The organism is Oceanicella sp. SM1341, from assembly GCF_003448965.1.
Lineage (GTDB): Bacteria > Pseudomonadota > Alphaproteobacteria > Rhodobacterales > Rhodobacteraceae > Paroceanicella.
Genome location: NZ_QRGC01000020.1, coordinates 81,644 through 101,731, shown reverse-complemented (window position 1 = coordinate 101,731; position 20,088 = coordinate 81,644). Strand labels below are relative to the sequence as shown.

The following is a 20,088-nucleotide window of genomic DNA, read 5'->3' as shown; positions in this document are numbered from 1 at the left end:
CCGCCACTGCTCGCCGCCGAGGCCGCGGCCTGTGCGCCGCCGCGCTGGCAGCGCCGGCTCGCCGCCCTCGGCAGCACCGACCCCGCCACCGCCCTGCGCCTGTCGCGCGCCGAGGAGAGGGCCCTCGAGGCCATCCGCACCGCCCTCGCCGAGGCCGGGCCGCCGGCCCCCCGCGCCTTTCGCCACGGCGCGGAGGCGGCCGAGGACGCGGTGTTGCTCGACATCGCCGCCGGCCGCGCCGCCCCCCCGGGCTGGCGCGACGAGATCCTCCGCGGCGCGACGGCGCGCTTCCCCCTCACCGCCGCCGACCTGATGCCCCCGCTCAGCCCCGGCCCCGCCCTCGGCGCCGCCCTCGTGCGCCTGCGCGAGGACTGGCTCGCCTCCGGCCTCACGCTAGACCGCGACGCGCTCCTCGCCCGGCTCGGCTCGCCCGGCGCCTAGGGCCGACACCCCGCCCGGCCCCGCGACACCGACGCCCATCGCCGGGGCCTGCCGCAGCTCGGCCGGCTTCGAGGGAACCTCCTCCCGGCTCCGGCTCGGCACGAGTGGCAGTGCGGCATGGCTCCCACGCGCTCACCGGGCCGGGATATCCCGCCCTCCTCGGCCAGTGATGGCGCTTGCCGGGGTCTTGCCCGCGCGTCGCGACTGCCTCGCCAGGCCTTCCGACAGGCGGTCGCGGGCACCCCCCGAGTTCCGCGCGTCCTGCACCCCCGCGCTCCGCACCTCGGGCTTCCCGGATCCCGGCGCGTGGCCGGTCCGCGATGCCGTTCCGGAAACGGCCCGGGCGCAGTGTCGCGCCACGGCTCCACCGGGCGATCCCCTGCAGCGACACCCCGCGCACCACCGGCGCCCCGCCGCGCTTGACTTGGGGCCGGCCGCGCCGGATGGTCCTCGCCCGCCGGCGATCCTGCCCGGAGAGGGCCCGGACACGCTGCCCTGAGACATGGCCGGAGAGATGGCCGGACACGGAGACGCTGATGCTGAACGACCCGCTGTTCGCCCTCGCCGGCATCGCCTTCGCGGCGGGCTGGAGCCCGGGGCCCAACAACACCCTGCTCGCCGCCTCGGGGGCGAATTTCGGCCTGCGCCGCACCCTGCCGCACGTGGCGGGGGTGGCGCTCGGCTTCACGGTGATGATCTTCGCCGTGGCGCTGGGGCTGGGCGAGGCGCTGCTGCGCGCCCCCGTGGTGACCGAGGTGATGCGCGGGCTGGGCGCGCTGCTGCTCCTGTGGTTCGCCTGGCGCATCGCCACGGCCGCCGGCGCGGGGCGCGGCGGCGGAGCGGCGCGGCCCTTCACCTTCCTGCAGGCGGCGGGCTTCCAGTGGATCAACCCCAAGGCCTGGGCCATGAGCATCGGGCTCATCACCCAGTACGACGTGCCGGGCACGCCGCTGGGCAATGCCGCGCGCATCGCCGCGGTGGCGCTGCTGGTGGCGGGCGGGGCCTCGCTGGTCTGGGCCGCGGCGGGGGCGGCGCTGCAACGCCTGCTGTCGACACCCGCGCGGCTGCGGGCCTTCAACCTCGTGATGGCCGGGCTGATCCTGCTCTTCGTGGGCGTGCTGCTGTCAGACTGGTTCTGAGAGCATGAGCCGCGCCACCTCGGCCTGCCACCAGGGGCGGGTGCGCAGGTGGCGGCGCAGGGCGGTGTCGCTCGCGGCCGGGGCGAGGGTGATGTAGCGCACCGCCTCGTCACGGCTCGGGCCGGTGAGACCGCGGAGCCAGGCCTCCGCCGTGTCGTGCCGGAAGGGCGCGCCGGCGGTGGCGGCGAAATTCGGGTCGAGATCGGTCCAGATCGCGGCGTCGCGGCCGGTCGCGGCACACCAGTCCGCCACCCGCTCCGCCACCTCCGGCAGGCGGGTGTGGCGGGCGCCGCTGCGCAGGCAGACGTGGCCGATGCGCTCCGCCGGCGCGCGCTCGCGCAGCGCGAGGTCGGCGATGGCGGCGTCGAGGCTCGCGCGCCGCGAGGCGATGGCATGGGTGGGGCAGTCCGCGCCCTGCCCGGGGTCGAGGCACAGCACCAGCCCCATGAGCCGCTTGGGCGAGATGCGGGAGAATTCCATCGGCAGCGCCGGCCCGCCGCCCATCGCCCAGGGCAGGCGGATGTGCGGCGCGAGGCGCTCGGGGTCCCAGACCAGCGAGCCATAGGCGAGGATGGCGATCTCCATCGGGCGCCTCCGGGGAAGCGGGCGCCGCCGGGCGGGCGGCGCCCGGCAGGGTCAGATCTGGTCGACCAGCGTCTCGCCCAGTGAGCACACGGTCTCGCCCGGGGCGGCCTCGACGTTGAGCACCTTCACCACGCCGTCCTCGACGAACATGGAGTAGCGCTTCGAGCGGCTCATCAGCCCCACCGGCGGGGCGGAGAAATCCATGCCGACCTTGGTGGTGAAGTCGGACAGCGGGTCGGCCAGCATGGTGATGCCGGCATCGGCGGCGCCGGTCGCCTCGCCCCAGGCCTTCATCACGAACGGGTCGTTCACCGAGACGCAGACGATCTCGTCGACGCCCTTCGAGCTCAGCGCCTCGGCGGCCTTCACGAAGCTCGGCACATGGGTGTTGTGGCAGGTGGGCGTGTAGGCGCCGGGCACCGCGAAGAGCGCCACCTTGCGCCCCTTGAACAGCTCGGCGGTGGAGACCGCCTCCGGCCCGTTCGGCCCCAGTTTCACGAAGCTCGCCTCCGGAAGCGTGTCGCCTGTCGAGATAGCCATGCCATTCCCCTCTTCGGTTGCATTGGGTTCGGGCGCGATTATAGGGTAACGCCGGCCGGCCGCCAGAGGGCAGGACCGGCCGCATACGAAAACACAAGACCGGACAGGAGCGGGGGTCCCCATGCAGAATATCGTCGTCGTCGGCGCGGGCCAGGCGGGGGCCTCGCTCGTGGCCAGGCTGCGGGCAAAGGGCTTCACCGGCTCCGTCACCCTGGTCGGCGAGGAGGCCGAGGCCCCCTACCAGCGCCCGCCGCTCTCCAAGGGCTACCTGCTGGGCGAGATGCCGCTGGAGCGCCTGCTGCTGCGCGCCGCGAGCTTCTACGAGGAGCAGAAGATCACCCTGAAGACCGGCACCCGTGTCTCCTCCATCGACCGGGAGGGCAAGCGGGTGCTGCTCGCCGATGGCACCGCCCTGCCCTATGACGCACTGGCGCTCACCACCGGCTCGCGCCCGCGCATGCTCGCCCCGGTGATCGGCGGCGATCTCGAGGGGCTCTACCCGGTGCGCGGCCTGACGGACGTCGACGCGATGGCGAAGGAATTCCGCGAGGGTGCCCGGGCACTCATCGTGGGCGGCGGCTATATCGGGCTCGAGGCGGCGGCGGTGGCCTCGAAGCTCGGCCTGAAGGTGACGCTGCTCGAGGCCGCACCGCGCATCCTGCAGCGCGTCGCCGCGCCCGAGACCTCCGACTGGTTCCGCGCCCTGCACCGCGCGCATGGCGTGGACCTGCGCGAGGGCATGGGCCTCGCGAAGCTGCTCGGCCGCGACGGCCGGGTCTGCGGCGCCGAGCTTGCCGACGGCTCGACCATCGAGGCGGATTTCGCCATCATCGGCATCGGCATCCACCCCGACGTGACGCTCGCCGATGCCGCCGGCATCGCGCTCGACAACGGCATCGCGGTGGACATGCACGGCCGCACCTCCGACCCCGCGATCTACGCCGCGGGGGATTGCGCCTCCTTCCCCTACCGCGGCCACCGCATCCGGCTCGAATCCGTGCAGAACGCCATCGACCAGGCCGAGGCCGTGGCCGACACCATGCTGGGCGCCGAGGAGCCCTACGTGCCCAAGCCCTGGTTCTGGTCCGACCAGTACGACGTTAAGCTGCAGATCGCCGGGCTCAACACCGGCTACGACCGCGTGGTGGTGCGCCCCGGCAGCCGCGAGGGCACGCAGTCGGTGTGGTACTACCACGGCGAGACGCTGCTCGCGGTGGATGCGATGAACGAGCCGCGCGCCTACATGCAGGGCAAGCGCTGGATCGAGGCCGGCATCTCCCCCGCGCCCGAGGGCGTGGCGGATGCCACGAAGGAGCTCAAGAGCCTGGTCTGATCCCCCGTGGCGGCGGATGGCCCCGCCCCGTGCTGCCGGAGGCGGGCGATCACGCGCCGCGCGAGAGAATGTTATCGCCGGTTCGGAAACAATCTATCCAAAGCTTGGCCGGTTGTCTCATTCCGGGCTGAGAGTATCTTTGCGCTGTCTGAAACACACACGCACCAGGAGTTCCCGATGCGCATGCTTTCCACCCTCGCCGCCGCCGCCCTCGTCGCGGTTGCGACCCAGGCGTCCGCCGAGACCTACACCCCGGATCCCGGCCACACGAACGTCCGCGCGAGCTGGACGCATGTGGGCTTCTCCCGCCAGCAGCTCAACTTCCGCACCGTGACCGGCACCGTCGAGCTCGACAAGGACGACCTCAACTCGGCCAAGATCGACATGACGATCGACACCAGCTCGCTGGACACCGGTGTCTCCGCGCTCGACGAGCACCTCAAGAGCGCCGATTTCTTCGACGCCGACGAGTATGGCGAGGCGCATTTCGTCTCCACCTCCGTGGAGCCGACCTCCGACACGACCGCCACGGTGACCGGTGACCTCACCATCAAGGACGAGACCCACCCGGTGACCCTCGACGTGACCCTGAACGCGATGGGCGAGCACCCGCTGGGCCAGTTCATGGACTTCTACAAGGGCGACTGGATCGGCGTGACCGCCACCGGCACCATCAAGCGCTCCGACTGGGGCCTCGACATGATGGTGCCCGCGATCTCCGACGAGATCGACCTGTTCATCTCCGTCGAGATGAAGGCGGAGTAAGCCACCTGCTCCCGGCCGGACGCGCACCCCGCGCCTCCGGCCCCTGCCCCGCACCACGGGGCGAGGCCCCGGCTCTGCGGCCGGGGCACCGGGCGCAAAGTGTGGCACCGGGTGCCAAGCCCCGGCCAGGCAGCGCCTTAGCCCGCGACCTCGAGAATGCGGATCTGCGTGTCGCCGTAGCGGCGCGCGTCGCGCTCCTCCGCCCAGGGCGGCACGGAGACGTCACCACCCTCCTCCCAGACGATGATCGCACCCGGCGCCAGCCAGCCGCCCTCGCGCGCGGCCTCCAGCGCCTTTTCGCCGAGGCCCATGCCATAGGGCGGGTCGAGGAAGACGAGGGTGAAGGGGGTGCCGCGGTTGGGCCCGAGGCGGGTCGCGTCGCGGCGGAAGAGCTTGCACTGGCCGATCACGCCCAGACGGTCGATGTTCTCGCGCACCAGCGCCCGGGCCTTCGCGCCCTCGTCGACGAAGGTCACCCGCTCCGCCCCGCGCGACAGCGCCTCGAAGCCGAGCGCGCCGGTGCCGGCGAAGAGGTCGAGCACCCGCGCGCCCTGCGGCAGTGCCGGCTCGGCAAAGCCGCCATGGGCGAGGATGTTGAACAGCGCCTCGCGCACCCGATCCTGGGTGGGGCGCAGGTGGGCGGCGGCGTCGCCCTCGCCGAGCTCGGCCAGCGCCTTGCCGCGAAAGCGCCCGCCGACGATACGCATGCCTGCCATTCCGAATGCCTCGCCGTCTCAGAGAATCGCGTCGAGCGCGTTGATGAGCCGCTCCACGTCAGCCTGCGAGGTATAATGGGTGAAGCTCAGCCGCAAGACACCATGGGCGGGGTCGATCCCCAGCGCCTCGAGCAGCCGCACGGCGTAGAAATCGCCGCCACCGGCCATGATGCCGTAGCTCTCCAGCGCGGCGGCGAGCTCGGCCCCCGGCCGGCGGTGCAGCACCGAGACCGTGGGCGCGCGCACCAGCGCGTCGGCGGGGCCGAGCAGGCGCAGGTCGTTGCGCTCGGACAGGTAGTCGAGCAGCGGCGAGGAGATGCGGATCTCGTGCTGGCGCATCAGCCCGTGCACGTCGGCGGCACGCTCGGCCGCACTCACCGTGGCGCGGTCGGGGCTGCCGAAATGCCGCTCGTGCAGCAGGTCGACGTAATCGGCCATGCCGGCGGCGGCGGCGATCTGGGCATGGTCGGGCCCGGCGGGGGTGAAGCGCTTGGTGAGGCAGCCGGCGTTGAAGTAATGCCCCTGGGCGGGCAGCGTCTCGGCCAGAGCGCGGCGGATGGTCATCAGTCCGAGATGCGGCCCGTAGGTCTTGTAGCTCGAGAACAGGTAGATGTCGGCGCCCATCGCGCCCACGTCCGGGAAGCCGTGCGGGGCGTAGGACACGCCGTCCACGCAGCTCCAGGCGCCGGACTCGCGCGCCATGGCGCAGAGGTCGGTCACCGGGTTGATCTCGCCCAGGATGTTGGAGCAGTGCGGGAAGCACACCAGCCGCACCTTGCCGTCATCGAGCAGCTCGGCCAGCGCCACGGGGTCGAGCGAGCCGGTCTGCGGGTCGACCTGCCACTCGCGGATCTCGATGCCGCGCCGCTCCAGCCGGCGCCAGGCGCCGCTGTTGGCCTCGTGGTCCTGGTTGGTCACCACCACGGCGTCGCCGCGGCCCAGCATCTCGCCGAAGGCCTGGGCCAGCACGTAGGTGTTCTGGCTGGTGGAGGGGCCGAAATGCAGCTCGTCCGCGCCCATGTTCAGCAGGGCGGCCATGCGGGCGCGCGCCTCGTCCATCTCCGCCCCGCCCTGGCGCGAGGCCTCGAAGGCGCCGTAGGGCTGGACCTTGCGCTGGTGGTGGAAGCGGGCCAGCCTGTCGAGCACCGGCGCACTGATGTAGGAGCCCCCGGCATTCTCGAAAAAGGCCAGGGTTTCCAGCGGCGGCTCGAAGAAGGCCGGGAACTGGTTGCGGACGAAGGCGAGGTCGAGTTTTCTCATTCTGACCGATGCATTTTCTTGGTGTTGGCACGCCCCGGCGGCACGGCGCAGGGGAAGGCGGGGGGCTCAGAGCGCGGCGAGATGGGCGTCGAGCTGGCCCAGCCGGTCATGGCCCCAGAACAGCTCGTCTCCCACCACGTAGCTGGGCGCGCCGAACACGCCCTTCTCCAGCGCCAGCGCGGTGTTGCGCTCGAACTGCTCCACCGAGGCGAGCAGCCGGCTGTCGAGCAACGAGGGGTCGACGCCCGCGGCGCTCATGCAGGCCTTCACCTCGGCCTCGTCGGAGATGTCGCGCTCCTCGGCCCAGCAGGCGGCGAGCAGCCCGTGCGCCAGCGCGCCCACGTCGCCCTGCCCTGCCTCCTGCGCGGCGATCACCGCAGCACAGCTCGGCACCGGGTTCACCGGCCAGTAGCGGGGCGTGACGTTGATCGGCAGGCCGGAGGCGGCGGCGCAGCGCGCGAGGTCCTTCAGCCGGTAGGCCTGGCGCGAGGGGTGGCGCTGCGGCGGCGGCAGGGTGCCGGTGGCCTCGAACACCTTGCCCAGGGCGAAGGGCCGGTAGACGACCTGCGCGCCGTGGCGCGCCGCGATCTCCTCCAGCTCCAGCCCGGCGAGATAGGTATAAGGCGATATAGTGACCATGAAATAGTCGATCTGCGCCATGTATCGCCCCCCTTGCCGTTCCGAGGGCACCAACATGCCGTGATTGGTGGGCTTTGCAAGCTCGAAGGGCGATGCTAAGGGAGCCGGGACGCCGGGGAACATCGTCCCGGCCCTGCGCAGCACCGTCCTTCGACCCGGCCAGAGGGGACTTTCGCCCATGAAATCCGACATCCAGCTCAAACTGATTTCCGGCAACGCCAACAGGCCACTGGCCGAGGCGATCGCCCGGAGGATGACGGTCTACCGGGGCGCGCCGGTGCAGCTCGCCAATGCCCGTGTCGAGCGCTTCAACGACAAGGAGATCTTCGTCGAGGTGTTCGACAATGTCCGCGACGAGGACATGTTCATCATCCAGCCGACCTCGAACCCGGCGAACGACAACCTGATGGAACTGCTGATCATGGCCGACGCGCTCAAGCGCTCCTCGGCGCAGCGCATCACCGCCGTGATCCCCTATTTCGGCTACGCAAGGCAGGACCGCCGCACCTCGGCCCGCACCCCGATCTCGGCCAAGCTGGTGGCGAACCTGATCACCAACGCCGGCATCGACCGGGTGCTCACGGTCGACCTGCACGCCGGCCAGATCCAGGGCTTCTTCGACATCCCGGTCGACAACCTCTACTCCGCTCCGGTCTTCGCCCTCGACATCAAGCACCATTTCAAGAAGCTCGACGAGGTGACGGTCGTCTCCCCCGACGTGGGCGGCGTGGCGCGCGCCCGCGAGCTTGCCAAGCGCATCGACGCCGGCCTCGCCATCGTCGACAAGCGCCGCTCCCGCCCGGGCGAGATCGAGAGCATGACGGTGATCGGCGACGTGAAGGACCGCGTGTGCATCATCGTCGACGACATCTGCGACACGGCCGGCACGCTCTGCGCCGCCGCGGGCCTGCTGAAGGACCAGGGCGCGAAGGAAGTGCACGCCTACATCACCCACGGCGTGCTCTCCGGCCCCGCGGTGGAGCGGGTCACCAACTCGGCGCTGAAATCCCTCGTGGTGACGGATTCCATCGAGCAGTCCGCCGCTGTGCGCAAGGCACGCAACATCCGCGCCGTGCCGCTCGCGCCCCTGCTCGCGCAGGCGGTGCTCAACATCTCCAACGGCGCCTCTGTCTCGATGCTGTTCCAGGAAGACACGCTGGGTCCGATCTACGAGGCCTTCTACCCGGGCGCCTGAGCCCGGCCCGGGAGCGCACGCAAGGCCGGCCGCCCAAGGGGCGCGCCGGCCTTTTTCATGTGACGGGCTCAGTAGTGGTAGCGAAGCTGGGCGATCTCGAGGGCCTGTGCCGCGCCCTTGCCGCTCACGCGGTACACGAAGCGATGCTCCCCGGTGATGCGGCGCGACCACCAGCCGGTGAGGTCGCCTCTCAGCGGCTCGGGCTTGCCGATCCCCTCGAAGGGCCGGCGCCGCGCGGCGCCGATCAGCGTGTTGACCCGCTCCAGCCCCTTCTCGTTCCCCGGTGCCTGCCAGGCGAGGTAGTCTTCCCAGGCATGGTCAGAGAACACCAGCTTCACAGGTCGAGGTCGCGCTCGGCTCCCTCGCCGGCATCGAGCTGGGCAATGGCCGCCTGCAGTCGCCGCGCGTTCCCGGGGCTCTTCTGCAGGTGGAGGGTCTCCTGGATGGCGTTGTACTCGTCGAGCGACATCATCACCACCGCCTCGCGCTTCTTGCGCGTGACGACAACCTCCACGTGGTCATGCAGCACGCGGTCCATCACGTCCTTCAGGGACGCGCGGGCATCGGTGTAGGTGATCACATCCATGGCGGCCTCCTTGGCTGGATGCTTATATGCACAGTATTCTGTACATGTCAAGACGCGCAGCCCGGCCGGAGCGGCGCGAGGGCTGCGTACCAGCTGTTTGCCCATGCGCGGCCTCAGAACAGGCCGTTGTCGTTGCGCGACTCCCCGGTGATCACCTGCAGCACGTCCCAGTGCTCGACGATGCGGCCCTGCGCGTCGAAGCGGAAGATGTCGATGCCGGCGTAATCGTCACTGCCGGGCCAGACCTGGTGGCAATGCAGCACCACGAGATCCTCCTCGGCGATGGCGCGCCTGAAGGTGACGGACTTGCCGGGATACTCGGCCGCCATGCGCTCGAAATAGGCGATGAACGCCTCCTTGCCGTCAGCCACATGCGGGTTGTGCTGGATGTAGACATCCCCGGCATAGCGCTCGATCGCGGCCCGCGGCTCGCAGCGGTTGAACATCAGGTCGTAGAAGGCCATGGCGCTGGCCTTGTTCCGGGCGGGCGTGCCGGGCATGTGCCGTCTCCTCCTGTCGCTGCAGGGCGCAGGCTAGCGCAAGCGGCCGCGCCGGCGAAGGCCCGAAACGGCAAGAGGGGCGCCCCCGGCCGGGAACGCCCCTCTCGTGTCGTCGCCTGCCCCGGGGGGCCGGGTATCAGTCGTTCGCCACCTGGTCGCGGGCGAAGCGCAGGTCGTTGGCGCGCTGCGCGAGGGCCGGGCGGTGGTGCTCGGCGGCCTTCTGGATCCCGTCCTCTGCCACGGCGAGGAGGTCGTCCATGTGCTCGCGGGTCACCTCGCCGCGCGGAACCGAGGTTTCCGCCAGGATGGTGATCGCGGTCTCGGACACCTCGGCAAAGCCGCCGGTGACGAAGAACTCGGTCTCCTTGCCCTCCGCCGTCACCAGCACGAAGCCGGGGCGCAGCGTGGAGAAGAAGGGCGCGTGCCCGGGCATGGCGGTGAACTCACCCTCATGCCCCGGAACCACCACGGAGGTTGCCTCCACCGACATGAGCTTGCGCTCCGGCGAGACCAGATCGAACTGCATCGTGTCGGCCACGGGTCCTCCTTACGCCGCCTGGGCGGACATCTTCTCGGCCTTGGCGATCACCTCGTCGATGTCGCCGACCATGTAGAACGCACCTTCCGGCAGGTGGTCGAACTCGCCGGCCACCACGCGCTTGAAGCTGTCGATGGTCTTCTCCAGCGGCACCTGCACGCCGGGCGAGCCGGTGAACACCTGCGCCACGTCGAAGGGCTGGGAGAGGAAGCGCTGGATCTTGCGCGCGCGCGCAACGGTCAGCTTGTCCTCTTCCGAGAGCTCGTCCATGCCGAGGATGGCGATGATGTCCTGCAGCGACTTGTAGCGCTGCAGCATGCCCTGCACGTCACGCGCCACCTGGTAGTGCTCCTCGCCCACGACCATCGGGTCGAGGATGCGCGAGGTGGAGTCGAGCGGGTCCACGGCCGGGTAGATCCCGAGCTCGGAGATGGCGCGCGACAGCACGGTGGTGGCGTCGAGGTGGGCAAACGAGGTCGCCGGCGCGGGGTCGGTGAGGTCGTCCGCGGGCACGTAGATCGCCTGCACCGAGGTGATCGAGCCGGCGCGCGTCGAGGTGATGCGCTCCTGCAGCTGGCCCATGTCGGTGGCGAGCGTCGGCTGGTAGCCCACGGCGGAGGGGATGCGGCCCAGAAGCGCCGACACCTCGGAACCCGCCTGGGTGAAGCGGAAGATGTTGTCCACGAAGAACAGCACGTCGGTGCCGGACTCGTCGCGGAACTGCTCGGCCATGGTGAGGCCGGAGAGCGCGACGCGGGCGCGGGCCCCCGGCGGCTCGTTCATCTGGCCGTAGACCAGCGCCACTTTCGACTCCTCGAGCTTCTCGGCGTTGATGACGCCGGACTCGATGAACTCGTGGTAGAGGTCGTTGCCCTCGCGGGTGCGCTCACCCACGCCGGCGAACACGGAGAAGCCCGAGTGCACCTTGGCGATGTTGTTGATCAGCTCCTGGATGAGCACGGTCTTGCCCACGCCGGCGCCGCCGAACAGGCCGATCTTGCCGCCCTTGGAGTAGGGGGCGAGCAGGTCGATCACCTTGATGCCGGTCACGAGGATCTCGGACTCGGTGGACTGGGCGGCGAAATCCGGGGCCGGCTGGTGGATGGCGCGGCGCTCGGTGGCGTTCACCGGGCCCTTCTCGTCCACCGGGTCGCCGACCACGTTCATGATGCGGCCCAGGGTGGCCGGGCCGACGGGCACGGTGATCGGGCCGCCGGTGTCGGTCACCTTGGCGCCGCGCACCAGACCCTCGGTGGAGTCCATCGCGATGGCGCGCACGGTGTTCTCGCCGAGGTGCTGGGCAGCCTCGAGGACCAGGCGGTTGCCGTTGTTCTCCGTTTCCAGAGCGTTCAGGATGGCAGGCAGGCTGTCTTCGAACTGTACGTCGACGACCGCGCCGATCACCTGGGTGATTTTACCGACTGCATTGGCCATGTTCGGTCTCTCCGTTCCCTCAGAGCGCTTCCGCGCCCGCAATGATCTCGATAAGTTCGGTGGTGATCGCGGCCTGACGGGACCGGTTGTACTGGATCGTCAGCTTGTCGATCATCTCGCTTGCATTCCGCGAGGCGTTGTCCATTGCGGACATGCGCGCGCCCTGCTCGGAGGCGGCATTCTCCAGCAGCGCCCGGAAGATCTGCGTGGCGACGGAGCGCGGCAGCAGATCGGCGAGGATTTCCTCCTCACTCGGCTCATATTCGTAGTTCGGCGCGGTGTCGTCGGCGGCGGCGCCGTCGAACTTCGCCGGGATGAGCTGCAGCGCGGTGGGGACCTGGGTCATCACCGACTGGAACTCGCTGTAGAAGATGGTCGCCACGTCGAACTCTTCCGCGGTGAAGCGGGCGAGCACGTCATCGGCGACGTCATGCGCGTTGGTGTAGCCGAGCTTCTTCACCTCGGACATGTCGACATGCCCGACGAAGTGCTTCGACCAGTCGCGACGCAGCTGGTCGCGGCCCTTCTTGCCGATGGTGAGGATCTTCACCGTCTTGCCGGCATCGAGCAGCTTCTGCGCATGGATGCGCGCCAGCTTCACGATCGAGGAGTTGAACCCCCCGCAGAGACCGCGTTCGGCGGTCGCGACGATGAGCAGGTGCACATCGTCCCGACCGGTGCCGCGCAGGAGCAGCGGCGCCGTGGGCGAGCCCGCCGCGGAGCGGGCAAGATTGCCCAGCACCGCGTCCATGCGCTCGGCATAGGGGCGCGCGGCCTCGGCCGCCTCCTGCGCGCGGCGGAGTTTCGCCGCCGCGACCATCTGCATGGCCTTCGTGATCTTCCGCGTGTTCTTGACGCTGTCGATCCGGTTCTTAAGGTCCTTCAAGCTCGGCATGCGCCAGGCTCCCCTCTCTCAAACAGGCCGCAGTTCAGGCGAAGGTCTTGGCGAAGGCCTCGATGGCTGCCTTGATCTTGTCGGCGAGATCGCCGGCCACCTTGCGGTCGTTCACCCGGATGTCCTCGAGAAGTTCCTTCTCGTGGCTGCGCATATGCGCCAGCAGACCGCGCTCGAAGGCACCGACCTTGGAGACCGGCAGCTTGTCGAGGTAGCCCTGCGTGCCCGCGTAGATCACGCAGACCTGCTCGGCATTGGTGAGCGGGGCGTACTGGGGCTGCTTGAGCAGCTCGGTCAGGCGCGCACCACGGTTCAGCAGCTTCTGCGTCGCGGCGTCGAGGTCGGAGCCGAACTGCGCGAAGGCCGCCATCTCGCGGTACTGGGCGAGCTCGAGCTTGATCGAGCCGGCAACCGACTTCATCGCCGAGGTCTGCGCCGAGGAGCCCACGCGGGACACCGACAGACCCACGTTCACCGCCGGGCGGACGCCCTGGTAGAACAGGCCGGTCTCGAGGAAGATCTGGCCGTCGGTGATCGAGATCACGTTGGTCGGGATGTAGGCCGACACGTCGCCCGCCTGGGTCTCGATGATCGGCAGCGCGGTGAGCGAGCCGGCACCGTTGTCCTCGTTGAGCTTCGCGGAGCGCTCCAGCAGGCGGGAGTGCAGGTAGAACACGTCGCCCGGGTAGGCTTCGCGGCCGGGCGGGCGGCGGAGCAGCAGCGACATCTGGCGGTAGGACACGGCCTGCTTGGAGAGATCATCGTAGATGATCAGGGCGTGCATGCCGTTGTCGCGGAAGTACTCGGCCATCGCGGTCGCCGCGTAGGGGGCGAGATACTGCATCGGCGCGGGCTCGGAAGCGGTGGCGGCCACGACGATGGAGTATTCCATCGCGCCGGTCTCCTCGAGCTTCTTCACCAGCTGCGCCACGGTGGAGCGCTTCTGGCCCACGGCGACGTAGACGCAGTAGAGCTTCTTGTACTCGTCGCCGCCGGCGGCGTCGTTGTAGGCCTTCTGGTTCAGCACGGCGTCGAGCGCCACGGCGGTCTTGCCGGTCTGGCGGTCGCCGATGATCAGCTCGCGCTGGCCACGGCCGATCGGCACCAGGGCGTCGATCGCCTTCAGGCCGGTGGCCATCGGCTCGTGCACCGATTTCCGCGGGATGATGCCCGGCGCCTTCACGTCGGCGCGGGTACGGCCCTCGGCCTCGATCGGGCCCTTGCCGTCGATCGGGTTGCCCAGCGCGTCGACGACGCGGCCCAGCAGGCCGCGGCCGAAGGGCACGTCCACGATGGAGTTGGTGCGCTTGACCGTGTCGCCTTCCTTGATCGAGCGGTCGTCGCCGAAGATCACGATACCGACGTTGTCGATCTCGAGGTTCAGCGCCATGCCCCGGATGCCACCGGGGAATTCGACCATCTCGCCGGCCTGGACATTGTCCAGCCCGTGCACGCGCGCGATACCGTCACCGACGGAGAGCACGCGCCCGACTTCGGCAACCTCGGCCTCCTGGCCGAAATTCTTGATCTGCTCCTTGAGGATCGCAGAGATCTCAGCGGCCTGGATACCCATCACCCCACCTCTTTCATAGCGTTCTGAAGGTTCATGAGCTTCGAGCGGATCGACGTGTCGATCATCTTCGATCCCACCTTGACGACAAGACCGCCGATGATCGCGTCATCGACCGTCACATTCACGGCAACTTCCTTGCCAAACGAATTCTTCAGCGCGGCCTTCAGCTCGGCCAGCTGCGCATCGCCCAGCGGCGCCGCGGCGGTGACATCGGCGGTCACCTCCCCGCGGGACTCGGCGGCAAGCGCGCGGTAGCCGGTGATGACCTGCTCGAGCACGAACAGACGGCGGTTCTCCGCCATCAGCTGCAGCACGTTGGTCACGTAGAGGCCCAGCTCCATCTTCTGCGCCAGGGCGGCCATCGCCTTGCCCTGGTCCTCGCGGCTGTAGACCGGCGAGGAGACGGCGTCGCGCAGCTCCGGGCTCTCCGCCAAGGCGGCCTGGAGCGCTGCGAGGTCGTCCTCGATGAGGGAGACGGCATTCGCCTCGGTTGCAAGTTCAAACAACGCGGTCGCGTAGCGGCCGGCTGCTCCGGAAACGAGCGTCGCTGATGCGGACACGGTCACCCTTCCGTTTTCTTGGCAGCCGGCAGGACGCGGCCACGTTGACAGACCCCGGCCACTGCCCCCTGCAAAGGCCGGATTTCGGGCGGTGCTACCATAGGGTTGTCATCCTTGCAACCCGGCCGTGGGCCCATGCCGCGCCTCCCTTTTCAGTTATTTCAATGGGTTAGACCAGAATTGCGCCTACCTGCGACGCTTTGGACATCCTTAACATCTTGCAAGCCGCGCGTCGCGCGCTGAATCGCCTCAGACCCGGCCCGCCACGGGCTTCGCGGGCTTGGTCAGCCCCTCGAGGATTTCGAACGGCCTGCGGGCGCTCTCGCGCGCGCCGTTGCGCGGCAGCACGTAGACCTGCTTGGCCGCCTCCACGAGGATGGCGCCGGCCAGCCGGCTCGCCCCCACGCGCTGCCCCACCCGCTCCCAGGCCGGGGCGGTGCGCAGCACGAACTGCCGGTGCGAGGGCGGGAAGTAGAGCGAGGCGGCGTGCCGCTCGGCCGAGAAGCGGTGCCGGCGCAGGTCGGCGTCGATCTGGCCGAAGGAATAGGGCCGGCCGTAGCCGAAGGGCGTGCCGTCGCGCCGGGCCCAGAGGCCGGAGCGGTTGGGCAGCACGAAGACCACCCGCCCGCCGGGCGCCAGCACCCGCCAGATCTCGTCGAGCAGTGCGCCCGGCTGCTCGCAGGTCTCCAGCCCGTGGCCGATCACCAGCCGGTCGACGAAGCCGGTGGGCAGCGGCCAGCCGGTCTCCTCCGTGAGCACCGAGGTGTTGGGCCCGCCCGGCGGCCAGGGCATCACCCCCTGCTGGCCCGGCATCAGGCAGATCACCCGCCGGGCCTCGGCGAGGAAGGGGCGCAGCATCGGCGCGGTGAAGCCGAAGCCCGCCACCGTCTCGTCCTTCACCTTCGGCCAGAGGGCGCGCAGCGAATCCTGCAAAGCCGTCTTGGCGCGCCGCCCGAGGGGCGTGCGGTAATAGAAGGCCCGGAGATCGACGACATCTAGGTGCATTGCAAGGCCGGACGCTCTCATGGTTAAACACCCCGAGTCCAGCCCCGGAGAGAGGTTTCGCCCATGCCGCTCGAGATCGTCACCGTCCCGTGCCTGTCCGACAACTACGCCTACCTGCTGCGGGACGAGGCCACCGGCACCGTCGCGCTCGTCGACGCGCCCGAGCCCGGGCCGATCGTCGCCGCCCTCGAGGCGCGCGGCTGGAACCTCGACCTGCTGCTCATCACCCACCACCACTACGACCACATCGACGGCGTGGAGCCGCTACGCGAGCACTTCGGCTGCAAGGTCTGGGGCGCTGCCGCCGACGCCGGCCGCCTGCCGCCGCTCGACCGCGCCCTCGCCCCCGGCGACACGGTGGCCGTGGGCGAGACGAAAGGCAGCGTGCTCGACGTGCCGGGCCACACGGTGGGGCACATCGCCTTCCATTTCCCCGGCGCGAAGGCGGTGTTCACCGCCGACAGCCTGATGGCGCTCGGCTGCGGCCGGCTGTTCGAGGGCACGGCGCTGCAGATGTGGACCAGCCTCGCGCAGTTCCTCGACATGGACCGCGACACGCTCGTGTGCTCGGGCCACGAGTACACCCGGTCGAACGCCCGATTCGCCCTCACGGTGGAGGCGGACAATGCCGCCCTCGCCGCCCGCGCCGCCGCGGTGGACGAAGCGACGGCGAAGGGCGTGCCCACCGTGCCCTCCACGCTCGGCGAGGAGCTCGACACCAACCCCTTCCTGCGCGCCCATCTCGCCCCGGTGAAGGCCGCGGTGGGCATGGAAGGCGCCGACGACGCCGCCGTCTTCGCCGAGATCCGCCGCCGCAAGGACGGGTTCCGCGGCTGAAGCGCGGCCGCCGGCCCGCGTTAACGTCCGTTATCCAAGCCTGCCGATGGGGGCTTGGGATTCACTTCCGTGCAAGGCATCTCCGCCACACTCGACGCCGGGTGGTTAGGGAGTTTGCCGCGATGACCGTTGACGTGCTGCGCCTGGATGCGCGCGAAGAAAGCCTGCTGGACGGGGACATGATCCGCGTGCTCAGGGCGACACTGGGCCATGACATGAGCCAGGAGCTGATGGAGGACGCCTCCTTCCAGCTCGCCGAGCGACTGGGCCGGCTGGAGCAGCTCGTCGCCGAGCGCGACCTGGCAGGCGTGCACCGGCTGGCGCACGGGCTCACCGCGCTGGCGGGCCAGGTGGGGCTGATGCAGTTCAGCGCCGTGGCCCGCGATCTGGCCAATTGCGCCCGCACCGGCGACCATGTCGCCGTGCCCGCCGTCGCGGCGCGGCTGGTGCGGCTGGGCGAGGAATCGCTGTTCTCGCTCGCCGGTTTCATCGACTGAGGAGAGGGCACGGCCGCCGCCCCCCGGCGGCCCCTCTCCCGCAGCGCCCGGCACCCCCCCTCGTGCCGGGCGCACCTGTTTCGGCCCCGTCCCCTTGCGGAGTGTCCGTCCCGGGCCCCTGCTGTCCGGATGCGCCTCCGGTGCGCGGGGCGTCGCCTCCCCGCTCCCGCTGCCCGGGCGTCAGCCCCGGGGCCTCGCGCCATCCCGCGCCGGCTTCGGGCTCTCGGCAGGCCCCCGCTCCCGATGGCGAAGAAGGTGCCGCGCGGGCACCGCCCTCCTCCCCCGCGCCGGACCGCTTCGGGGGGATTGCCACTCACCGGTTATGCGCTAGGCTCCCGGCACGACACGCAGGCGCGGCCCCGGCCCGCCGCGACCGGCCCATGGAGACGAACCCGATATGCCCGCCACCTTCGCCGCCCCCGACGCCCCCGGCGCCATTCCCCTCGAAATCGTGAGCTCCGAAGCCTGCGCCGCCCGGCTGGAGGCGCTGGGACCCCACGCGGCAGGCTGGGCGGCGGCAAACGGCTTCACCGGCGCGCTCGGCAGCCTGCTGGTGCTGCCCGGCGAGGGCGGCACTGCGGCACGCGTGCTCGCGGGCTGGGGCTCGGAGGCCACGCGCCGGCGCGGGCGCTTCCACCTCGCCTCCGCCGCCGCCACGCTCGCCCCCGGCACCTACCGGCTGGAGACGGCGCCCGGCGCCGCCCCCCTCTCCGCCGAAGACCTGGAAGAGGCGGCCCTCGGATGGCTCTTCGCCGCCTACCGCTTCGACCGTTACAAGCCCTCCGGGCACGAGGCGCCGCTGCTCGTGGCCCCGGAGGGCATCGACACCTCCCGGCTGGAGATCATCGCCGCCGGCGCCACCCTCACCCGGGACCTGATCAACACCCCCGCCTCCGACATGGGCCCCGCCACGCTGGAGGCCCGCTTCCGCGCCCTCGCCACCCTGCACAATGCCGAGGTGGAGGTGACCGAGGGCGAGGACCTGCTCGCCGCCAATTTCCCGATGATCCATGCCGTGGGCCGCGCCGCCGCCGAGGCCCCGCGCCTGCTCGACCTGCGCTGGGGCCGCGCGGACGCGCCGAAGGTGACGCTGGTCGGCAAGGGCGTGTGCTTCGACACCGGCGGGCTCAACATCAAGCCCGGCTCCTCGATGGGCCTGATGAAGAAGGACATGGGCGGGGCGGCCAACGTGATGGGCCTCGCGCACATGATCATGGCCAGCGGGCTCGATCTGCGCCTGCGCGTGCTGGTGCCGGCGGTGGAGAACGCCATCTCCGCCTCCGCCTTCCGCCCCGGCGACATCCTCACCTCGCGCAAGGGTCTCACGGTGGAGGTGAACAACACCGACGCCGAGGGCCGCCTCGTGCTGGCCGATGCGCTGGCGCTGGCCTCCGAGGAGAACCCGGAGACGCTGTTCTGCCTCGCCACCCTCACCGGCGCCGCCCGCGTGGCGCTGGGGCCGGACATCCCGCCCTTCTACTCCGACGACGAGAGCCTCGCCGCCGAGATCTCCGCCGCCGCCGCCCGCAGCGCCGACCCGCTGTGGCGCATGCCGTTCTGGGCGCCCTACGAGAGCCTGATCGAGCCCGGCATCGCCGATCTCGACAACGCGCCCTCCGGCGGCATGGCGGGCTCGGTCACCGCGGCGCTGTTCCTCAAGCGCTTCGCCGGGGTGGAGCGCTTCGCCCATTTCGACATCTACGGCTGGACCCCGAGCGCGAAGCCCGGCCGGCCGAAGGGCGGGGCCATGCAGGCCGCCCGCGCGCTCTTCGCCCTGCTCGAGGCGCGCCATGGCCGGGCCTGACCTGCGCCGCACCCCGGCCCGGCCCGACCTCGCCGCCGCACAGCTGCGCGGCACGGTGACGGCGGAGCGCTATGCCGAGGCCGAGCCCGCCCGCGTCACCGCCGCCACCGCCCCGCTCTGGACCGGGCCCGACGCCGCGCGCCGCGGCTCCGAGCTGCTCTACGGCGAGGCCTTCGACATCTACGAGCGCCGCGATGGCCTCGCCTGGGGCCAGGCGAAGGCCGACGGCTACATGGGCTGGGCACCGGAAGCCGCGCTCGGCGCGCCGGGGCCGGAGGCAAACGCCCGCGTGGCCGTGCCGCTCGCGCATCTCTACCCCGAGCCGGACATCAAGAGCCCGCCCCGCGCCGCCCTGCCGCTGGGCGCCGCCCTCAGCCTCACCGGCGGCACCGGGCGCTTCCGCGAGACGCCGGAGGGCTACGTGATCGCCAGCCACGTGGCGCTCGACGGCCGCCCGGCGGAGGACTGGGTGGCCGTGGCCGAGAGCCTGCTCGGCGCGCCCTATCTCTGGGGCGGGCGCAGCTGGCTCGGCATCGACTGCTCGGCGCTGGTCCAGCAGGCGCTCACCGCCGCCGGCCGGGCCTGCCCGCGCGATTCGGACATGCAGGCGGAGGAGCTGGGCAGCCCCCTCGCCCCCGGCAGCGAACTGCGCCGCGGCGACCTCGTGTTCTGGAAGGGCCATGTCGGCGTGATGCTCGACGCGGCGGTGCTGCTGCACGCCAACGCCTTCGCCATGCAGGTGGCGCGCGAGCCGCTGGAGGCCGCCATCACCCGCATCGCCGCGCAGGACGGCGGGCCGGTGACCGCGATGCGCCGGCTCTGAGCACGCGGCGCCGGGCCCGGCAAGCGGGTGCCGCCGGCGCGACAGATCGTCGGCGGGCACGAAAGCCCCGCCCGGAGGATTGCCGCCGCCGCCCTGCGCCCCAGTTGGTGACCGGGCATAGCCGCGGCGCTCTTGGGGCACGCCTTGGGTGATCGGACCCGACGCAAGGCAGGCCCCACGTGTCGACGCCTGACACCGGGCACGATTTGCGTGCCCACATCCGAGCTCGGGCGCGTCTCGTGCCCGGGCCCGACACGGGGGCGCGCCCATCGCGCCACACCGGACATCCGGCGCGGCCGGAACAGCGCGGGGCGCGGCCGGATTACCGAGGGGGCGCGGCAGGCGCCCCCCGAACACAGCCCGGCGGCACCCCGCCGCGGACCATCGGCGACGCTTCCGCCGCCCCTCGCGGCAGGGTAGAGT

22 protein-coding genes and 1 pseudogene are annotated in these 20,088 nt (G+C 70.9%); 9 read left to right on the top strand and 14 right to left on the bottom strand.

All coding sequences use genetic code 11. The features are described 5' to 3' along the window. Positions 1-441: pseudogene (locus tag D3P35_RS17335) on the top strand (CCA tRNA nucleotidyltransferase); the annotation flags it as partial. Positions 442-977: 536 nt separating this feature from the next. After that, positions 978-1,580 carry a LysE family translocator gene (locus D3P35_RS17330; protein ID WP_118136079.1) on the top strand — a complete coding sequence of 201 codons (603 nt, stop codon included), beginning with the start codon at positions 978-980 and terminating at the stop codon, positions 1,578-1,580. On the opposite strand, the gene D3P35_RS17325 is transcribed toward D3P35_RS17330, so the two are convergent. After that, a complete protein-coding gene (locus D3P35_RS17325) occupies positions 1,566-2,165 on the bottom strand; it encodes a hypothetical protein (RefSeq protein ID WP_118136077.1) in 600 nt (199 codons plus the stop codon). The two genes, D3P35_RS17330 and D3P35_RS17325, sit on opposite strands and share 15 nt — an antisense overlap. Before the next feature lie 51 nt (positions 2,166-2,216). Beyond that, positions 2,217-2,705, bottom strand: a complete 489-nt coding sequence (locus D3P35_RS17320) for a peroxiredoxin (protein ID WP_118136075.1) — start codon at positions 2,703-2,705, stop codon at positions 2,217-2,219. Positions 2,706-2,826: 121 nt separating this feature from the next. Here D3P35_RS17320 and D3P35_RS17315 point away from each other — a divergent pair, with 121 nt between their 5' ends. After that, positions 2,827-4,038, top strand: a complete 1,212-nt coding sequence (locus D3P35_RS17315) for an NAD(P)/FAD-dependent oxidoreductase (protein ID WP_118136073.1) — start codon at positions 2,827-2,829, stop codon at positions 4,036-4,038. A 177-nt stretch (positions 4,039-4,215) separates the two neighbouring features. Next, positions 4,216-4,803 carry a YceI family protein gene (locus D3P35_RS17310; RefSeq protein WP_118136071.1) on the top strand — a complete coding sequence of 196 codons (588 nt, stop codon included), beginning with the start codon at positions 4,216-4,218 and terminating at the stop codon, positions 4,801-4,803. A 137-nt stretch (positions 4,804-4,940) separates the two neighbouring features. Here the strand turns inward: D3P35_RS17310 and rsmD are convergent, their stop codons facing one another. The 3 genes from rsmD to D3P35_RS17295 form a co-directional block, all read right to left on the bottom strand. Next, the gene (gene rsmD, locus D3P35_RS17305) at positions 4,941-5,510 is read right to left on the bottom strand and encodes a 16S rRNA (guanine(966)-N(2))-methyltransferase RsmD (protein ID WP_118136069.1); all 570 of its coding nucleotides are present in this window, start codon (positions 5,508-5,510) and stop codon (positions 4,941-4,943) included. A 27-nt stretch (positions 5,511-5,537) separates the two neighbouring features. Next, complete coding sequence (locus D3P35_RS17300) at positions 5,538-6,779, bottom strand: aminotransferase class V-fold PLP-dependent enzyme (RefSeq protein WP_118136067.1); 1,242 nt, start codon at positions 6,777-6,779, stop codon at positions 5,538-5,540. Positions 6,780-6,845: 66 nt separating this feature from the next. Beyond that, positions 6,846-7,439, bottom strand: coding sequence for a 2-hydroxychromene-2-carboxylate isomerase (locus tag D3P35_RS17295; RefSeq protein WP_118136065.1), 594 nt, complete (start codon positions 7,437-7,439; stop codon positions 6,846-6,848). Positions 7,440-7,596: 157 nt separating this feature from the next. Here D3P35_RS17295 and D3P35_RS17290 point away from each other — a divergent pair, with 157 nt between their 5' ends. Continuing rightward, positions 7,597-8,613, top strand: a complete 1,017-nt coding sequence (locus D3P35_RS17290; protein WP_118136063.1) for a ribose-phosphate pyrophosphokinase — start codon at positions 7,597-7,599, stop codon at positions 8,611-8,613. Between the two features lie 68 nt (positions 8,614-8,681). Here the strand turns inward: D3P35_RS17290 and D3P35_RS17285 are convergent, their stop codons facing one another. The 9 genes from D3P35_RS17285 to D3P35_RS17245 all read right to left on the bottom strand — a co-directional run bounded on the left by D3P35_RS17285 (position 8,682) and on the right by D3P35_RS17245 (position 15,704). After that, on the bottom strand, positions 8,682-8,951 hold the full coding sequence (locus D3P35_RS17285) for a Txe/YoeB family addiction module toxin (protein WP_118136061.1): 270 nt from the start codon (positions 8,949-8,951) through the stop codon (positions 8,682-8,684). After that, complete coding sequence (locus D3P35_RS17280) at positions 8,948-9,199, bottom strand: type II toxin-antitoxin system Phd/YefM family antitoxin (protein WP_118136058.1); 252 nt, start codon at positions 9,197-9,199, stop codon at positions 8,948-8,950. The genes D3P35_RS17285 and D3P35_RS17280 overlap by 4 nt, the downstream gene beginning before the upstream one ends. Before the next feature lie 113 nt (positions 9,200-9,312). Continuing rightward, positions 9,313-9,699, bottom strand: coding sequence for a nuclear transport factor 2 family protein (locus D3P35_RS17275; protein ID WP_118136056.1), 387 nt, complete (start codon positions 9,697-9,699; stop codon positions 9,313-9,315). A 136-nt stretch (positions 9,700-9,835) separates the two neighbouring features. Further along, positions 9,836-10,237 carry an ATP synthase F1 subunit epsilon gene (atpC, locus tag D3P35_RS17270; RefSeq protein WP_118136054.1) on the bottom strand — a complete coding sequence of 134 codons (402 nt, stop codon included), beginning with the start codon at positions 10,235-10,237 and terminating at the stop codon, positions 9,836-9,838. Between the two features lie 9 nt (positions 10,238-10,246). Continuing rightward, a complete protein-coding gene (gene atpD / locus D3P35_RS17265) occupies positions 10,247-11,671 on the bottom strand; it encodes a F0F1 ATP synthase subunit beta (protein ID WP_118136052.1) in 1,425 nt (474 codons plus the stop codon). Positions 11,672-11,690: 19 nt separating this feature from the next. Further along, entirely contained in the window at positions 11,691-12,566 is an 876-nt protein-coding gene (locus tag D3P35_RS17260) for a F0F1 ATP synthase subunit gamma (protein ID WP_118136050.1), read from the bottom strand. Between the two features lie 34 nt (positions 12,567-12,600). After that, positions 12,601-14,139 (bottom strand): F0F1 ATP synthase subunit alpha, encoded by a 1,539-nt coding sequence (atpA, locus tag D3P35_RS17255; protein ID WP_118136048.1) that lies wholly within the window; start codon positions 14,137-14,139, stop codon positions 12,601-12,603. Then, a complete protein-coding gene (locus D3P35_RS17250; RefSeq protein ID WP_198670673.1) occupies positions 14,139-14,699 on the bottom strand; it encodes a F0F1 ATP synthase subunit delta in 561 nt (186 codons plus the stop codon). The genes atpA and D3P35_RS17250 overlap by 1 nt, the downstream gene beginning before the upstream one ends. Positions 14,700-14,948: 249 nt before the next feature. Beyond that, positions 14,949-15,704: a methyltransferase domain-containing protein gene (locus D3P35_RS17245; protein WP_118136044.1), complete on the bottom strand. Its 756-nt coding sequence runs from the start codon at positions 15,702-15,704 to the stop codon at positions 14,949-14,951. Between the two features lie 63 nt (positions 15,705-15,767). Between D3P35_RS17245 and gloB the strand changes: the two genes are divergently transcribed. From gloB to D3P35_RS17220, 4 genes are all read left to right on the top strand, one after another. Beyond that, a complete protein-coding gene (gene gloB / locus D3P35_RS17240; protein ID WP_118136042.1) occupies positions 15,768-16,541 on the top strand; it encodes a hydroxyacylglutathione hydrolase in 774 nt (257 codons plus the stop codon). Between the two features lie 122 nt (positions 16,542-16,663). Then, entirely contained in the window at positions 16,664-17,038 is a 375-nt protein-coding gene (locus D3P35_RS17235) for an Hpt domain-containing protein (RefSeq protein WP_118136039.1), read from the top strand. Between the two features lie 397 nt (positions 17,039-17,435). Further along, positions 17,436-18,842 carry a M17 family metallopeptidase gene (locus tag D3P35_RS17225; protein ID WP_118136035.1) on the top strand — a complete coding sequence of 469 codons (1,407 nt, stop codon included), beginning with the start codon at positions 17,436-17,438 and terminating at the stop codon, positions 18,840-18,842. Next, positions 18,829-19,665 (top strand): C40 family peptidase, encoded by an 837-nt coding sequence (locus D3P35_RS17220; RefSeq protein ID WP_118136033.1) that lies wholly within the window; start codon positions 18,829-18,831, stop codon positions 19,663-19,665. Before D3P35_RS17225 ends, D3P35_RS17220 begins: the two co-directional genes overlap by 14 nt. The last annotated feature ends 423 nt before the right edge of the window (positions 19,666-20,088 follow it).

Excerpts from the sequence above, each read along its gene's own strand:
- D3P35_RS17220 (WP_118136033.1), top strand. The coding sequence starts at position 18,829 with ATGGCCGGGCCTGACCTGCGCCGCACCCCGGCCCGGCCCGACCTCGCC.
- D3P35_RS17300 (WP_118136067.1), bottom strand. The coding sequence starts at position 6,779 with ATGAGAAAACTCGACCTCGCCTTCGTCCGCAACCAGTTCCCGGCCTTC.
- D3P35_RS17235 (WP_118136039.1), top strand. The coding sequence starts at position 16,664 with ATGACCGTTGACGTGCTGCGCCTGGATGCGCGCGAAGAAAGCCTGCTG.
- D3P35_RS17325 (WP_118136077.1), bottom strand. The coding sequence starts at position 2,165 with ATGGAGATCGCCATCCTCGCCTATGGCTCGCTGGTCTGGGACCCCGAG.
- rsmD (WP_118136069.1), bottom strand. The coding sequence starts at position 5,510 with ATGCGTATCGTCGGCGGGCGCTTTCGCGGCAAGGCGCTGGCCGAGCTC.
- D3P35_RS17330 (WP_118136079.1), top strand. The coding sequence starts at position 978 with ATGCTGAACGACCCGCTGTTCGCCCTCGCCGGCATCGCCTTCGCGGCG.
- D3P35_RS17275 (WP_118136056.1), bottom strand. The coding sequence starts at position 9,699 with ATGCCCGGCACGCCCGCCCGGAACAAGGCCAGCGCCATGGCCTTCTAC.
- D3P35_RS17320 (WP_118136075.1), bottom strand. The coding sequence starts at position 2,705 with ATGGCTATCTCGACAGGCGACACGCTTCCGGAGGCGAGCTTCGTGAAA.
- D3P35_RS17260 (WP_118136050.1), bottom strand. The coding sequence starts at position 12,566 with ATGCCGAGCTTGAAGGACCTTAAGAACCGGATCGACAGCGTCAAGAAC.
- D3P35_RS17280 (WP_118136058.1), bottom strand. The coding sequence starts at position 9,199 with ATGGATGTGATCACCTACACCGATGCCCGCGCGTCCCTGAAGGACGTG.
- D3P35_RS17290 (WP_118136063.1), top strand. The coding sequence starts at position 7,597 with ATGAAATCCGACATCCAGCTCAAACTGATTTCCGGCAACGCCAACAGG.
- atpD (WP_118136052.1), bottom strand. The coding sequence starts at position 11,671 with ATGGCCAATGCAGTCGGTAAAATCACCCAGGTGATCGGCGCGGTCGTC.
- D3P35_RS17225 (WP_118136035.1), top strand. The coding sequence starts at position 17,436 with ATGCCCGCCACCTTCGCCGCCCCCGACGCCCCCGGCGCCATTCCCCTC.
- D3P35_RS17310 (WP_118136071.1), top strand. The coding sequence starts at position 4,216 with ATGCGCATGCTTTCCACCCTCGCCGCCGCCGCCCTCGTCGCGGTTGCG.
- gloB (WP_118136042.1), top strand. The coding sequence starts at position 15,768 with ATGCCGCTCGAGATCGTCACCGTCCCGTGCCTGTCCGACAACTACGCC.
- D3P35_RS17245 (WP_118136044.1), bottom strand. The coding sequence starts at position 15,704 with ATGCACCTAGATGTCGTCGATCTCCGGGCCTTCTATTACCGCACGCCC.
- D3P35_RS17295 (WP_118136065.1), bottom strand. The coding sequence starts at position 7,439 with ATGGCGCAGATCGACTATTTCATGGTCACTATATCGCCTTATACCTAT.
- atpA (WP_118136048.1), bottom strand. The coding sequence starts at position 14,139 with ATGGGTATCCAGGCCGCTGAGATCTCTGCGATCCTCAAGGAGCAGATC.
- D3P35_RS17315 (WP_118136073.1), top strand. The coding sequence starts at position 2,827 with ATGCAGAATATCGTCGTCGTCGGCGCGGGCCAGGCGGGGGCCTCGCTC.